We start from the raw sequence: 15,537 nt of genomic DNA on the forward strand, positions 1-15,537 counted from the left end.
CCCGCCCACCGCCGAGGACGACGAGCTCGGCGTGCGGCCGGGCGGCAGCACGCTGCTTCCGGTCCTCGACAACGACAACGACCCCGACGGCGACGTGCTGGCGGCGACCCTCGCGGGCAAGCAACCGTCGGTGGGTGACGTGCAACCGATCTTCAACGGCGCTGCGCTGCAGATCGACGTCCCCGAGGGCGCGAAGGGTTCGGCATCCTTCGAGTACGAGGTCGATGACGGACGCAAGGGCAAGGACACCGCCATCGTGAACGTCACCGTGCACGATTGGGAATCGAACTCGGCGCCGAGACCCAAGCGCACCACAAAGCTGTCAGTCGAGACCGGTGGGACCGTGTCGTACAACGTGCTCCCGGACTGGCTCGATCCGGAGGGCGACGACATCTACCTGAAGTCCGTCTCCGCCGCCCCTGGCGACGAAGTGGAGTTCACCACCGACGGGCAGATCACCTACAAGGCCGTCGCGAGCCTTCAGGGTCGCAAGAACGTCGAGGTCACGGTCGCCGATGCGCTCGGCGAGGTCTCCAACGGCACCATCCTGTTGGATGTGAAGCCGGCCGGCACGACGAACCCGCTCACCAACGCCGACCACGTCGTCACCCGCGTGGGTGAGACGGTCTCGGTCTCACCACTGTCCAACGACACCAGCTCGGGCCAGGAGCAGCTGCGCCTGGCGCGGGTCGAGGAGACCCCGGGCGCCACCATCGTCCCCGACTATCCGAACAAGCAGTTCACATTCAAGTCCGGCACCGCCGGCACCTATTACGTGCAGTACCTGGCCACCGCGGGACCGAAGCCCGCCAAGGGCCTGGTGAGGGTGGATGTGCTCGATAAGCAGGAGAGCGAGCTGCCGCCCGTGGCGGTGCGTGATGTGGCTCTGCTGCCGAAGGGCAGTGAGGCGCTGATCGGCGTGCTGGGCAATGACACCGACCCTTCGGGCGGTGTGCTGGTGGTGCAGTCGGTGACGGTGCCGCCGCAGAGCGGCATCGCCGTGTCGGTGCTGAATCACGAGACCCTGCGGATCAGTGACGAAGGCGCGCTGGATGAGCAGGTGCGCATCAGCTACCGCATCTCGAACGGATCGAAGTCTGCGGAGGGTGACGTGATCGTCATCCCCATCCCCGCACCGACCAAGCTGCTGCCCCCGGTGGCCAACGACGACGAGGTCGTCGTCCGCGCCGGAGATGTCGTCACGATCCCCGTGCTCGACAACGACGTGCACCCGAGCGGCGACACGCTCCATGTGATGCCTGAACTCGTCGAGCCCCCGGCCGACCCTGAGGCCGGCGAGGCATTCGTTTCGCAGGACGTGGTGCGCTTCCGTGCCGGGTCGGACCCGCAGACCGTCTACCTGACCTACGAAGCGGTCGACTCGATGGGGCAGAAGGACGGCGGTCTTGTGACCGTGCAGATCCTGCCCGTCGATGAGAAGCGAAACGCCGCCCCGAAGCCGCGTGATCTGACCGCACGGGCACTCGCGGGCTCGAGCGTGAACATCTCCGTGCCGCTGGACGGACTCGACGCCGACGGCGACTCGGTCGAGCTGCTCGGCATCGACCAGGCCCCCTCGAAGGGACGCATCGCAGACCTGGGTCCCAACTTCCTCACCTACGAGGCGTTCGCCGGATCGGCGGGGGTGGACACCTTCAGCTACCGCGTGCGCGACCGGCTCGGGCAGGAGGGCACCGCCACGATCCGCGTCGGCATCGCACCGCCCGAAGCGATGAACCAGGCGCCGTACGCCGTGCGCGATGCGGTGATCGTGCGACCGGGCCGCTCGGTGGCGGTCCCCGTGCTGGTCAACGACTCCGACCCCGAGGGCGACCGCATCGGGATCGTCACCGACGGCCTGACCCGGTCTGACGAGCAGGGTGTGACGGCCGAGGTGTCGGGCGACCGCGTGATCATCGACGTGCCCGACCGCGAGCTGGAGACCTCGCTGCAGTACACGATCCGTGATGCGAAGGGCGCCGAGGCGACCGCGGCGATCTCGGTCACCGTCGATGAGGATGTGCCGCTGATGACGCCGATCGCCCGCGATGACAGGGTGCAGGTGTCGGATGTGAAAGACGGTCTGACCGTCGACCTCGACATCCTCCGCAACGACGAAGACCCCGATGGCACGGTGGAGGGCCTTCAGGTCGAGGTCGAGGCCGGGGCCCGCCTGCTGGACGACGGCAAGGCGCGGGTGACGGTCGAGGAGAACCGCCAGCTGATCCGGTACACCGTGACCGACCAGGACGACAAGACCGCCTCGGCGTTCATCTTCGTCCCCGCGATGAGCGAACTGCGTCCCACCCTTTCCTCCGCGAAACCGCTCGAGGTGAAGAGCGGTGAGACCAAGGAGCTGCCCCTCTCGGAGTACGTCACGGTCGCAGGCGGTGGTGATGTGCGCCTCACGGAAGCGGCGAAGGTCAGTGCGGTGAACGCGAACGGCGACAACCTCATCAAGGATGAGACCACGCTGGTCTACACGTCCAAGGAGAACTACTTCGGCGACGACGCGCTCACGTTCGAGGTCACCGACGGCACCGGTCCTGACGACCCGGAGGGCCGAAAGGCCGTGCTGACGATCCCCATCGTGGTGCTGCCGCCCGACAACCAGCCGCCTACCTTCGTTAACGGGCAGATGCAGGTCGCCCCGGGCGAGAAGGCGACCGTGCTGGATCTGGCCGCTCTGACGACCGATCCTGATCCGGATGATGCCGACAAGCTGCGCTTCTCGATCACGGATGCTCCGGGCGAAGGCGTGTCCGCCCGCGTCGACGGGAATCAGTTGCTCGCAGAGGCGGCCTCGAACACGCCGAAGGGCACGGTCGTCACCGTCGGTGTCGAGATCACCGACGGCACCACGGAACCGGTGGAGGGGACGGTCGAGGTGCTCGTGACGGCGTCCACCCGCAGTCTTCCCGTGGCGAGTCCCGACACGATCGACGAGGCGGACCAGGGCGAGACGATACGTGTGCCGGTGCTGCAGAACGACATCAACCCGTTCGAGGCCGACGGTGAGCCGCTCGAACTGCTCACCGCCCAGGTCGAAAGCGGATCCGGCGCCGCGAAGGTCGTCGGCGACGAGGTGGAGATCACGCCTGGAGCGGACTTCGTCGGGGTGATGGTGGTGCGCTACCGCATCCAGGATGCGACCAAGGACCCGGATCGGGAGGTCGACGGTCGCGTGACCGTCACCGTGCAGGGTGTCCCGGAGGCCCCTGGCAAGCCGACCGTCTCGGCCGTGGAGGACCGCACGGTCGTACTGGCGTGGTCGTCGCCGTCGAACAACGGGGCGGAGATCACGGAGTACACGGTGAAGTCGGTGTCGGGCCAGCCGTACTCGAAGACGTGCGCGTCGACGACCTGCACCTTGGACAATCTCACGAACAACGTCGAGTACACGTTCGAGGTGACGGCGCACAACCGCGTCGGCGAGGGCCCTGCGTCGCCCCCGTCCGCGCCCGCGCGCCCTGACACGCGTCCTGATACGCCGATTCCGCCGACGCTGGTGTTCGGCGACAAGTCGTTGGATGTGTCGTGGACGACGCCGCCGTCGAGCGGGTCGCCGGTGGATTCGTACACGCTGGAGATCTCGCCGATCCCGCCGTCGGGCATCGGGCAGAAGGCCGGTGTCACGGGCAACTCGCTGGTGTGGGAGGGGTTGGAGAACGGCACGAGCTACACCGTTCGCGTCCGCGCCCACAACAAGGCACCAGACCCGTCCGAGTGGAGCGCGTACTCGCTGCCGGAGATCCCGGCCGGCCCGCCCGGCACCGTCGGTGCGCCCAGGGTGAGTAGCGCGCCCTCAGTCGGCAGCGAGGCGCAGATGACCGTGACGTGGGACGCGGCGCCGCAGAACGGCGACGCCATCGCGGCCTACGACCTCGTCGTCTACCGCGGCGGCGCGGAGTTCAAGCGCGTGCCGGTCGGGGGCGGCCAGACCTCGCAGACGGTGCCGGTTCCCACGAACTCCAGCGATTACACATACGCGGTGAGGGCGAAGAACAAGGCCGGCTGGGGGCAGCTCAGCCCGCAGTCAGCGCCGCAGCGTGCCTTCGGCCAGCCCGGGGCGCCGACGAACGTGCAGGCGACGCCTCTGGACAACGCCATCCGGGTGCAGTTCACGATGCCCGAGTCGGCCTGGAACGGTGCGAAGAAGGAGGAGCTCCGCTACCAGTACCTGATCACCGGCGGCGGGTGGACGAACTGGAACGGCTCGTCGGACATCCCCGCACGGAACGGCACCACCTACACCGTGCAGGTGCGCGCCTACTCCGTCGTCGGCGGACAGCAGTCGAACCCCGGGCCGGCGGGGACGTCGAACCAGGTCGTGCCGTTCGGTGCGCCGCACGCGCCGACGGGCAACGCGCAGAACCTCGGCACCTCTGTGCGTCTGAGCTGGAACGCCAGCAACTCCTATAACGGTCGCCCCATCACGGTGTACACGAGCATCAACGGCGGCGGCTGGGAGAGGCGATCCGCGCTCTCCGGCTCAGTCGACCGCGGCAACGGCTACAGCCAGACGCACACCATCAAGGTGCGTGTGGAAGCCGAGGGCGGCGCGGCCGAGTCGCCCACGTATCGGGCGACGACGGATGCTCCACCGCAGCCGAAGATCTGGGTCACACAGGGCGACGCGACAGCGAGTTGCGTGAACGGCTGTCGCAAGTTCGTCGTCAACTGGGAGAACGCCAACCTCGGCACGAGGTCGGTGCATTGCTACTCCGACACCTCGGACGGCAAGATCGGGACGGCCACGTACTCGATCAACTTCAACGGAAGCGGTTCGCAGCAGCTGTCCTGCTACCAGGGCAGAGACGGCGTCGACGTCTGGGTCGATGTCCTGAACTGGGGCGACGCTGTCGACACCGAGAAGCGATTCTGGGCGAGACCATAGGTGCGCCCGTGAGACATCAGACAACGAGAGAAACGAACTGACATGAGCATGACTCCCGAACAGGCCGCCTGGTTCCAGGGCACCTTCCACCGTCTCGTCGAGAACGTCGACAAGGCGCTGCAGGGCAAGCCGGACGTCGTCAGCCTCGTGATCGCGGCCATGTTGGCCGAAGGTCACGTGCTGCTCGAGGACGCACCGGGAACCGGGAAGACCAGCCTCGCCAAGGCGCTCGCGGCCACCGTGCAAGGCACCAGCTCCCGCATCCAGTTCACGCCCGACCTGCTCCCCTCCGACGTCACCGGTGTGACGATCTACGACCAGCAGGCGCATCGATTCGAGTTCCACAAGGGCCCGATCTTCGCGTCGATCGTGCTGGCCGACGAGATCAACCGCGCATCGCCGAAGACCCAGTCCGCACTGCTCGAGGTCATGGAGGAGTCGCGTGTGACCGTCGACGGCGTCACGCACGAGGCGGGCCGTCCCTTCCTCGTGATCGCGACCCAGAACCCGGTCGAGCAGGCCGGAACCTACAAGCTGCCCGAGGCGCAGCTCGACCGGTTCCTCATCAAGACGTCGATCGGATACCCCGACCTCGCCGTGACCGAGAGCATCCTCGCCGGTGCCGCGCAGCGCAACCCCTCGGCCGGGCTGAGCGCGGTGATCACCACGGGGGCCGTCGCCGACATGGCCGACCTCGGTGCGACCGTCCACGTCGAGTCCGCGGTGCTGCGGTACACGGCCGAACTGGCCGAAGCCACCCGCAAGGACTCCGCGATCAAGCTGGGCGTCTCGGTGCGCGGTGCGATCGCCATGATCCGCATCGCGAAGGTGTGGGCGGCCGCACACGGCCGGCACTATGTGCTGCCCGACGACATCAAGGCGCTCGCCCGCCCGGTGTGGCAGCACCGTCTGCTGCTCGACGCCGAGGCGGAGTTCGCAGGCACCTCCGCCGACAGCGTGATCGGTCGCGTGCTCGAGGGCGTCGCTGCGCCTCAGGCGCGAACGGCGGCCTGATGTCATCAGGGACGATCGCCGCTCCTCAGGCGGGGGAGCGCGAGGCCGGCTGGCGCGACATCGTCGCAGTGCTCGCCGTCCGCGCGCTCGACCGGCTGCGGAGCATCGCCGCCGTCGTCCGCCCGCTCGGCTGGACGTTGATGGCACTCGCCATCGCGTTCTGGATCAGCGGAGTGCTGATGGGATGGCAGGAGCTCATCGTCGCCGCCCTCGTGCTGGCCGTGGCGGTGGTACTGTGCTCCGCGTTCCTGATCGGCCGCACGGAGTACGACGTCTCGCTCGACCTGGCACGCACCCGCGTCGTCGTCGGTGAGAGGGCCGTCGGCGCCCTCACACTGACCAACAGCGGCACGCGAGCTATCCTGCCTTCACGCGTGGTGCTCCCCGTCGGCGCGGGGCGCGGTGAGTTCTCCATCCAGCGCCTCGCACCCGGTCAGCAGGCGGAGGAGCTCTTCACCATCCCGACCCAGCGCCGCGGCGTCGTCGAGGTCGGCCCCGTGAGCGTGGTGCGAGGCGACCCGCTCGGCCTGTTCGAACGCGCACACCGTCGTGACGATCCCGTCGACCTGTACGTGCATCCGAAGACCGTGCTGTTCGGCGGCCAGTCTCTCGGCTTCCTCCGCGACCTCGAGGGCATGCCGGCGACCGACCTCTCCCGCGACGACGTGTCCTTCCACGCGCTGCTCGAGTACCAGCCCGGCGACGACCTGCGTCACGTGCACTGGAGGTCGACGGCGCGCACCGGCACCATGATGGTGCGCCAGTTCGAGGAGACCCGCCGCTCGCACTTCGTCATCGGGCTGTCCCGCTCCAGCGGCGACTACCGCGTGGACGACGACTTCGAGCTGGGCATCTCCGTCGCAGGCTCCATCGGACTGCGCGCCCTGCGCGATTCGCAGCGCGTCGATGCCCGGGTGCAGGGGCGTGAGCTCGCCGCAGGCACCGGCAAGCAACTGCTCGACTCCCTCTCGACCGTCGAGCACTCCCGCCCGCGCGAGGGAGGGGTCCCCGAGCTTGCGGGCGTGCTCGCTGCCCACATGCCCCTCGCCAGCGTCGTCGTCCTCGTCTGCGGTTCGACAGTGTCCACCGAGGATCTGCGGGTCGCCTGCGCGCGCCTGCCCTTCGGCGCCCGTGTGCTGGCCGTCGTCGTGCAGACCGGCCTCGACCGGCCCGCGCTGCGCAAGATCGGCGATGCCGACGTGGTCACGATCGGCGCACTCGAACAGCTTCCCCTCGCCCTGCAGAAGGTGCTCGCATGACCGCCACCGCCTCCACCTCCGTGGCCCACCCCGTCCGCCGCTGGGTGCTCGACCTCACGGCTGTCGCCGTGCTTCTCGTCGTGGCGTCCGCGGGCTTCTGGCCCACCTTCGCGGGCCCGAGCTTCGCACCCGCGGCCGTCGGCGGCATCCTGCTCGGTCTCGCCGTCGCCGCGCTGTGCGCGTGGCGCGGCTGGGGCATCCTGATCATCACGGGCCTCACCGTGGCGGTGTACTTCGTGTTCGGCGGGGCCCTCGCTCTCCCGCACACGGCCATCGCCGGGGTCGTCCCGTCGATCGACACGCTCGTGGCACTCGCCATCGGCGTCGTGACCTCCTGGAAGCAGCTGCTCACCACCGTCGCCCCCGTCTCGGCGGCCGACGGGCATCTCCTCGTCCCCTTCATCGTGGCGCTCGTCTCCAGCGTCACAGCGGCATCGCTCGCGCTTCGGCTGCGCCGGGTCGGCTGGGCGTTGGTCCCGATCGTCGGTGCTCTGATCCTCGTCATCGCCCTCGGCGTCCCGCAGCCGGCCTTCCCGCTCGTGCAGGGCATCGTCCTGGCCGCGGCCAGCGTCTTCTGGCTGTCGCTGCGCAGCTGGTGGGTGCCGCAGCACAGCGCCGTCGACGTCGCCGAGGCGGATCCCGCGAGAGCCGCGCATATGCGCGTGCGGCGTCTCATCGGCGCAGTCGCCGTCGTCGCGGTCGCCGCCGGCGGCGGCGTGGCGGCGAGCGCCGCGACGGCACCGGTCCAGCCGCGCCACGTCTTCCGCGATGCGATCATCCCGCCGTTCAACGTGCGCGACTATCCGAGCCCGCTCCAGTCGTTCCGCAAGACGGTGCGCGACCAGAAGCAGAAGACCCTGTTCACCGTCTCCGGCCTGCCGGAGGGTGCACGCATCCGCCTTGCCGCGATGGATGACTGGGACGGCATCGTCTACAACGTCACCGATGGCGGGCCCGAGACCTCCAGCGCGTTCACGCCACTGCGCTCGGACATGGCACCGGAGGCCGAGGGGGTGCCGGTGTCGCTGCGGATCGAGGTCGTGGACTACTCCGGTGTGTGGGTGCCGGGCATCGCCGCCGCCGACGATGTACTGTTTGACGGTGCCAGGGCCGAAGACCTGCGTCGCAGCGCCTATCACAACACCGGTACCGGCACGACGGTCGTCACGGCCGGGCTCAAGAAGGGCGACGCGTACACGGTCGAGGCGGTCGTGCCCGCGGAGGTCACGGATGAGCAGCTGAAGGGCGTCGACTTCGGCAACATCAAGCTGCCCGAGCTGACGAACGTCCCCGAGGACCTCGGGAACATCGCCGCCGACGAGACGACCGACGCCGAGTCGCCGATCGAGAAGGTGAGGGCGCTCGAGTCGTACTTCGCCGAGGGCGGCTTCTTCAGCCACGGCCTCGAGGGGGAGGTGCTCTCACGGGCGGGTCACACCGCCGAGCGCATCGGCACGCTGCTCGGCGGCGATCAGATGATCGGCGACGACGAGCAGTACGCCGTCGTGATGGCCCTCGCCGCGAACGAGATCGGCATTCCCGCCCGCGTGGTCATGGGCTACTACCCGAAGAAGGAGAAGGCGGGTGATCCCGTCTTCACCGCGACGGGCGAGGACGTGCACGCCTGGGTCGAGGTCAACTTCGAGGGCTTCGGCTGGCTGCCGTTCAGCCCCACACCGCCCGAGGACAAGGTCCCGAACGACCAGAACACCAAACCGAAGGTCGATCCGAAGCCGCAGGTGCTGCAGCCGCCGCCCCCGCCGCAGGAGCCGGTGGACCTTCCCCCGACCGTGCCGGATGACCGCGAGCCGCAGGACGACTCGCTGAACATCCTGGGGATCATCGGGATCATCCTCGCCATCGGCGGGATCTCGCTGCTCGTGCTGCTCATCCTCAGTTCGCCCTTCATCGTGATCGGCGCCTGGAAGGCCGCGAGGCGGCGTGCCAGGCGCAGCGCCGACAGCGCGTCCGACCGGATCAGCGGCGGCTGGGACGAGCTCACCGACCGAGCGATCGATTACGGCGCCCGCCTCGCGCCGGGCGCCACCCGGATCGAGGAGGCGGCGACGGTCTCGGCCGCGCTCGAGGTTCCGACCGTGACCGCGCTCGCCGACCGCGCAGACGGTCAGGTCTTCGGACCGCACGAGCCGAGCGAGCAGGACGTCGAGGCGTTCTGGGCCGAAGTGGACGCGGTCGTCGGCGGCCTGGGCGAGAACGCCGGGTTCTGGAAGCGCATGAAGGCGCGGCTCAGCATCCGCTCCCTCACCGGGAACGGCCGGATGGCCGCCAGGATGCAGGACCTGAAGGATGCCGCGGCGGCACGCGTGCGCCGCGAACCTGGCAACATCGACAAGAACACCGCGCGACACGAGAGCGAGACCCCATGACGATGCTTCCCCTCGGCGACGTCGCTCCGATCAGACGGCGAGCGATCGCCTACATCATCGACGCGGCCATCGGCGGCGTCGTCAGCGTCATCATCCCCACCATCGCGATGATCGTGGTTGCCGCGACGAGCGGCAGCCTGCTCACCGCACTCGTGGTCGCCGCACCGCTGTTCAGCATCCTGGGCCTCGCGTGGCTCATCGTGTACACGATCATGCAGGCGGGCCGCGGCTCGATCGGGATGCGCACACAGGGCATCCGGCTGGCGAACGCGACGGACGGTGCGCCGCTCGGCTTCGGGCGCGCGCTGCTGCGCAACGTGATCTGGGGCCTCGCCGCATCGATCGTCGTCGGCTACTTCACCGTGCTGTTCGACGGCTCGGGTCGGTTCCAAGGCTGGCACGACAAGGTCGCAGGCGCCGTGATGCTCGACGACCGCTCGGCAACTGGCCCGGCGCCGTACGCGGACTCCGTCGCGCAGGTGGTCCCGGACGATGTCAACGCGCCCGCCGCCCCGCCGTCCGCCGGCTCGATGCCGGGATTCGCGATGCCTGCCGACTCGATGCCGGGATTCGCTCAGCCTGCGAACGGGTTCGCCCCGCCGGCCGCGGCGTTCGCTCGGCCGCCGGTGCCGGATGCCGTACCCGCCGCGGCGGAGCCTGCGGCGTCGGCCGAGGCCGCAGCGCTGCCGGGAGAGCCTGCAGACGATGAGTTCACCGAGCACACGGTGTTGTCGCCGCCGCGCATCAGCCGCGATCTGCCCGACGATCCGCTGATCTCGTTCGTGCCCGGCGTCACCCAGGAGCCGCTGCGCAGAACGGCGAGCCCCGAACCTGCCCCGCATATCGCGTCGGAGCCCGCGTTGCCGTCACCGCCCGTCGCGTCCCCGGCTGCCCCTGCCTCCGCGCCGGCTCCCCCCACCGTCGTGCCCGCACCCGCCGAGCCCTCGGCGCCCGCGGCTCCCGTCGTGCGCTCACACGCATCGGAGGACGACGACGCTGAGGACATCGAGTCCACCCGCATCAGCGTGCCGGGGCACCGTCTCGTGTTCACCTGGGACGACGGACAGCGTGCGACCGTGTCCGGACGCACGGTCTTCGGACGCAATCCCGAGGACGGCGACGGCGCGACGAACGTCTCGGTCCGTGACGAGACGCGTTCGCTGTCGAAGACGCATTTCGAAGCCGGGGCGACCGCGAGCGGCGGCTGGGTGATGGATCGCCAGTCGACGAACGGGACGACGATCGTTCGCGAGGGCGTGCGTATCGCGTGTCCTCCTGGCCAGCGCGTCCCGGTGCGCCTGGGGGATGCGCTCGAGATCGGTGATCGCATCGTGACGATCGGCGGGTACGTGTGAGTGCGCCGATCATCACGGCCAGTGCCGGGGCTACCGACGTCGGCGCGCGCCGCAGGCTCAATGAGGACGCGTTTCTCGCTGCGGCGCCGCTGTTCATCGTCGCCGACGGCATGGGCGGGCATGATGCGGGCGAGCTCGCCAGCGCCACCGTCATCGAGCACTTCTCGCGGCTGATCGGCGCAGAGACCCTCTCGATCGGAGAGGTGCGGGATGCGCTGGCTTCGGCGCGCTCAGCGGTCGGGACGCTGGGCCATCACGGCGCCGCCGGTGCCGGCACGACGCTCAGCGGGGTCGCGATCGCCACGGTCGACGGCCTCGGCTACTGGCTCGTGCTCAACATCGGCGATTCCCGCACCTACCAGTTCGCCGATGGACAGCTCGAGCAGATCACCGTCGATCACTCCTATGTGCAGGAGCTGATCGACGAGGGCGAGATCACTCCGGAACAGGCGAAGACCGACTCGCGCCGCAACATCATCACCAGGGCGATCGGGGCGGGGAGCGTAGGCGATGCGGACTACTGGCTGTTCCCCGCCGAGCGCGGAGACCGGATGCTGGTCTGCTCGGACGGACTGACGACCGAGCTGACGGATGCGCGCATCGCCGAGGTGCTCGCAAGCGAACCCGACCCGCAGCGCGCTGCGGATATCCTGACTGCAGAAGCAGTGCGCGCCGGGGGGCGCGACAACGTGACCGTCGTGATCGTCGACGCGTTGACCGTGGCGTCGGTGCGCGGAGTTCACGTGCAGGCCGACGAAGCGGATGACATCGACGACACGCGTCCGCGTGCCGCACTGGATGGAGGAATGCGATGAGTGGCGTGGTCTACCGAACGGGTGAATGGCAGGTCGTCGTCGAGGAGTCCGGCGTCGCCGCCCTTCCCGCAGACGCGAGCGCCGACAAGGTCGTCGCCCTCTCCGAGATGCTCGGTCGCAGGGTGCCGGAGCTGACCGAGGCCATCGACGTGCTCTTGGGTGGGGCCATCACCGGCCTCGGCTCGTTCGCCGTCGCCCTCATCGGGGCCAACGGCACCCGATTCGCAGTGCGCGGCGCCGTGACAGTGACCACCGGCCGCGACGAGAGCTTCTCGGGCGAGGACATCACGACCTGGAGCGAGCGCTTCATCGCAGGTCCCGCGCGATTCGAGATCGGTTTCGGAGAAGCGCCGGAGGCGGCGGAGTACCCGATCCGCTCGGGCGTCGTGCTGGCCTCCGGCATCCGGGTCGGCGAGCCTTTCGACTCGCCGGACGAGGAAGGCGCCGACGACGCAGACGAGGAAGGCGCCGGTGCTCTGCCCGGGCCAGTCGCGCCGGACTACGAGGCGCAGTCGGCCGAGTCGGAGCCGGTGGAGCCGGCCGCCGAGACCGAGGCCGGCTTCGAGTCCGAGCCCGAGCCGTACTCGGCAGAGCCTGACGCGCACGAAGACGCGGACGCCGAGCCGGAGGCGGCCGGCGCGTCGTCGCCGGACGAGCCCGAGCACGACGAAGCGCCGTCCGACACGATCATGCCCGACGAGCTCTTGCCCAGGACGACCCCTCTCGACGAGGTGCCGACCGAGACCATCCGTCCCGACGACATCGCGGACACCGAAGTCGCCGCGGCGAGCGACGACGACGGTGAGGGGGCGGAGCACGACCTCAGCGCGACGATCGCGCCGAGCTCCGGCGCCGAGTTCTCTCCATCGTCTCCGCCCGCGCCGGAGGCGATCGTGCCGGCGACTGTCGCACCTCCGACTCCCGATCCGTGGGCTGTGACCCCACCCCCCGCGCCGGGCCTCGACATCGGCGACCACGACGGCGCGACGATCTCGGTCGCCGAGGCGCGACGGCTGCGCGGAACGACTTCGGCGCCGGATGCACCGACCGAGGTGCTTCCCGTGCTGCCAGGGGACGCGTCCCACGACTTCGCGATGCGGATCCGCCTGTCGACAGGGCAGGCGGTCGACCTCGACCGGCCGGTCATCATCGGGCGTAAGCCCCGCTCCACGCGCGCGAGCGGAACGTCCCTGCCGCACCTCATCGCCGTCGAGAGTCCGTCGGCCGACATCTCCCGCAACCACCTCGAGGTGCGACCCGAGGGCGATTCGGTCGTCGTGATCGACCTGCACACCACCAACGGCTCCACCCTCCTGCGCCCCGGCGCGGACCCGGTGCGCCTGCACCCCGGCGAGCAGACGCTCGTGCTCGGGGGTGACGTGATCGACCTGGGCGATGGGGTGACGGTCACGCTCGAGGAAGTCGGATGACGCGCGCGCCGTCGCCGCCGCCCGAGCTGCCGGGCTTCAGCTACCTCCGGCCCCTCGGCACCGGCGGTTTCGCCGACGTCTTCCTCTATGAGCAGCAGCTCCCCAAACGGGAGGTCGCCGTCAAGGTGCTGCTGGCCGACCGGCTCACCGCGGGCGCCGCGGCGGAGTTCACCAACGAGGCCAACGTGATGGCGCTGCTGTCGACGCACCCCGCCATCGTCACCATCTACCAGGCGGGAGTGGCCGAAGACGGCCGCCCCTACCTCGTCATGGAGTACTGTCCCAAGCCGAACCTGCAGATCCGCACCCGCAAGGAGCCGTTCTCAGTGGCGGAGGCCCTCCGGGTCGGCGTCCAGGTGAGCGGGGCCGTCGAGACGGCGCATCGCGCCGGCGTGCTGCATCGGGACATCAAACCGGCGAACATCCTGGTGACCGCGTACAACCGGCCGGCGCTCACCGACTTCGGCATCGCCTCGACGACGGGCACCACCGGCGAGGCGGCGGGAATGTCGATCCCGTGGTCGCCGCCAGAGTCCTTCGCCGACAACCCGACCACAGGCGTGCGCACCGACGTCTATGCGCTCGGTGCGACTGTGTACACCCTGCTGTCGGGGCGCTCGCCGTTCGAGCGCAAGGGCGAGCGCAACACAAGCGCTGATCTGATCGAGCGCATCGAACGCATGGCGGTGCCTTCCCTCGGCCGCGCCGACGTGCCGGACAGCCTGCAGGTCACGCTGGCACGCGCCATGGCGAAGCGGCCTGAGGAGCGGTATCCGAGCGCCGTCGCATTCGCCCGCGCTCTGCAGAAGGTGCAGATCGAGCTGGCGCATTCGGTGACACCGATCGACATCGTCGACGAGCATCCGCACCACGATGGCGACGAGGACGACGACGACGGCCTGACCCGCGTGCGCGAGGTGCGCTCGATCAACCCGGACACGCAGTCGTCGACGCGTCCCTCCGCCACGACGGTGCGCAAGCAGCCCGAACGGTCGGCGGATGTGCCCCGCTTCGACGCGCCGCCTTCCGCGCAGGCGTACGAGGAGACGCAGCGCCGCGCGGCATCGCCCGAGCCCGAAGACGACGAGGCGACTCTGCTGCGGCGACCCACCGTCGTCGCCCCCGGCGGGCACCCGGCGCCGTCGGCTCCTGCCTCGCGGCCCACGCCCGAGCCCGCGCCTTCGCACGCTCCCACGGCATCCGCGGACAGCGTCGCGAAGCGCCCCGGGGTGCCGTGGTGGGGTTGGGTGCTCGCCGCGGCCGGCGCGGTCGCGCTGGTGCTCGGCGTCGTCTTCGCAGGCGCGATCACCGATGCGCTGGTGCCCGCGCCGAAGCCGATCGCATCGGACACCGCCGAGCCGCAGGATCCGATCGCGAGCATCGTGCCAGGGGTGACCGAGCTCACCGGCAGCAGCGACGGCGGTCTGGTCAGCTTCACCTGGAAGAACCCGCAGCCGGAGGAAGGCGACTCGTACCTCTGGTACGAGGTCACCCTCGACGGCCCGGGAGAAGCGAAGTTCACCGAGGAGAGCACCGTCACTCTCGAGGGCGCGCGGACGGACCGCACGTGCATCGAGGTCGTCCTCAAGCGGGCTGACGGACGGTCCTCTCCTCAACCGGCGAGGGGATGCGTGGGTTGATGGAGATCACAGTGGAGTACGCGGGGGAGTACTTCTCGCTCGACCCGGATGCGCCGTTCTACGTCGGCCGGCAGGGCGACCTGGAACTGGATGACAACCTGTTCCTGCACCGTCATTTCCTCGAGATCAGCAACGCCGACGGGCTCTGGTGGCTCTCGAACGTCGGGGCGCGGCTCACGGCCACCGTGACTGACTCCTCGGGCGGCGTGAACGCCTGGCTCGCGCCTGGTGCAAGGCTGCCGATCGTCTTCGAGCAGACCACGGTGGTCTTCACCGCAGGGCCCACCACCTACGAGCTCACGATCCACGCCAAGGGGCCCGCCTTCCGGATCGCCCCGCGCGACGGTGCGGATGCGGGGGAGTCGACGATCGGCAACGTGCCGCTGACGGCGAGTCAGAAGCTTCTGATCCTGGCGCTCGCCGAGCCGGTGCTGCGGCGCGAGGGGACCGGCACCAGCGAGATCCCGAGTTCTGCGAAGGCGGCCGAGCGCCTGGGGTGGACGAGCACACGGTTCAATCGCAAGCTCGACAACGTGTGCGACAAGTTCGATCGCATCGGCGTGCAGGGCATGCGGGGCGGTCAGGGCAAGCTCGCCACGAATCGGCGGGCACGGCTCGTCGAGCACGCCGTGTCGAGCCGTCTGGTGACCCGAGACGACCTGAGCCTGCTCGATGCGGCGCTCACCGGCGCGAGCGGCGACACCGGGGCGTAGCGCCGGGCGCTGACAGCCGAGGAAGCC

At 69.6% G+C, this 15,537-nt stretch carries 9 protein-coding genes; all 9 read left to right on the top strand.

The genetic code is table 11. The features are described 5' to 3' along the window. The coding region (locus tag RIN43_RS02885) for an Ig-like domain-containing protein (RefSeq protein ID WP_309127376.1) at positions 1–4,897 on the top strand (4,897 nt) is incomplete at its 5' end. Between the two features lie 42 nt (positions 4,898–4,939). Next, complete coding sequence (locus RIN43_RS02890) at positions 4,940–5,911, top strand: MoxR family ATPase (RefSeq protein WP_309127377.1); 972 nt, start codon at positions 4,940–4,942, stop codon at positions 5,909–5,911. Beyond that, complete coding sequence (locus tag RIN43_RS02895) at positions 5,911–7,170, top strand: DUF58 domain-containing protein (protein WP_309127378.1); 1,260 nt, start codon at positions 5,911–5,913, stop codon at positions 7,168–7,170. Before RIN43_RS02890 ends, RIN43_RS02895 begins: the two co-directional genes overlap by 1 nt. Continuing rightward, positions 7,167–9,557 carry a transglutaminase-like domain-containing protein gene (locus tag RIN43_RS02900; RefSeq protein WP_309127379.1) on the top strand — a complete coding sequence of 797 codons (2,391 nt, stop codon included), beginning with the start codon at positions 7,167–7,169 and terminating at the stop codon, positions 9,555–9,557. Before RIN43_RS02895 ends, RIN43_RS02900 begins: the two co-directional genes overlap by 4 nt. Beyond that, positions 9,554–10,912 carry an RDD family protein gene (locus tag RIN43_RS02905; RefSeq protein ID WP_309127380.1) on the top strand — a complete coding sequence of 453 codons (1,359 nt, stop codon included), beginning with the start codon at positions 9,554–9,556 and terminating at the stop codon, positions 10,910–10,912. The genes RIN43_RS02900 and RIN43_RS02905 overlap by 4 nt, the downstream gene beginning before the upstream one ends. Next, on the top strand, positions 10,909–11,727 hold the full coding sequence (locus tag RIN43_RS02910) for a protein phosphatase 2C domain-containing protein (RefSeq protein ID WP_309127381.1): 819 nt from the start codon (positions 10,909–10,911) through the stop codon (positions 11,725–11,727). Before RIN43_RS02905 ends, RIN43_RS02910 begins: the two co-directional genes overlap by 4 nt. Then, positions 11,724–13,157, top strand: coding sequence for an FHA domain-containing protein (locus tag RIN43_RS02915; RefSeq protein ID WP_309127382.1), 1,434 nt, complete (start codon positions 11,724–11,726; stop codon positions 13,155–13,157). Before RIN43_RS02910 ends, RIN43_RS02915 begins: the two co-directional genes overlap by 4 nt. Continuing rightward, positions 13,154–14,797, top strand: coding sequence for a protein kinase (locus RIN43_RS02920; RefSeq protein ID WP_309127383.1), 1,644 nt, complete (start codon positions 13,154–13,156; stop codon positions 14,795–14,797). Before RIN43_RS02915 ends, RIN43_RS02920 begins: the two co-directional genes overlap by 4 nt. Beyond that, positions 14,797–15,510, top strand: a complete 714-nt coding sequence (locus RIN43_RS02925; RefSeq protein WP_375163698.1) for a hypothetical protein — start codon at positions 14,797–14,799, stop codon at positions 15,508–15,510. Before RIN43_RS02920 ends, RIN43_RS02925 begins: the two co-directional genes overlap by 1 nt. Positions 15,511–15,537: the final 27 nt, after the last annotated feature.

It is taken from the genome of Microbacterium sp. (genome assembly GCF_031178445.1).
Classification (GTDB): domain Bacteria; phylum Actinomycetota; class Actinomycetes; order Actinomycetales; family Microbacteriaceae; genus Microbacterium.

Excerpts from the sequence above, each read along its gene's own strand:
- RIN43_RS02890 (WP_309127377.1), top strand. The coding sequence starts at position 4,940 with ATGAGCATGACTCCCGAACAGGCCGCCTGGTTCCAGGGCACCTTCCAC.
- RIN43_RS02895 (WP_309127378.1), top strand. The coding sequence starts at position 5,911 with ATGTCATCAGGGACGATCGCCGCTCCTCAGGCGGGGGAGCGCGAGGCC.
- RIN43_RS02900 (WP_309127379.1), top strand. The coding sequence starts at position 7,167 with ATGACCGCCACCGCCTCCACCTCCGTGGCCCACCCCGTCCGCCGCTGG.
- RIN43_RS02905 (WP_309127380.1), top strand. The coding sequence starts at position 9,554 with ATGACGATGCTTCCCCTCGGCGACGTCGCTCCGATCAGACGGCGAGCG.
- RIN43_RS02915 (WP_309127382.1), top strand. The coding sequence starts at position 11,724 with ATGAGTGGCGTGGTCTACCGAACGGGTGAATGGCAGGTCGTCGTCGAG.
- RIN43_RS02920 (WP_309127383.1), top strand. The coding sequence starts at position 13,154 with ATGACGCGCGCGCCGTCGCCGCCGCCCGAGCTGCCGGGCTTCAGCTAC.
- RIN43_RS02925 (WP_375163698.1), top strand. The coding sequence starts at position 14,797 with ATGGAGATCACAGTGGAGTACGCGGGGGAGTACTTCTCGCTCGACCCG.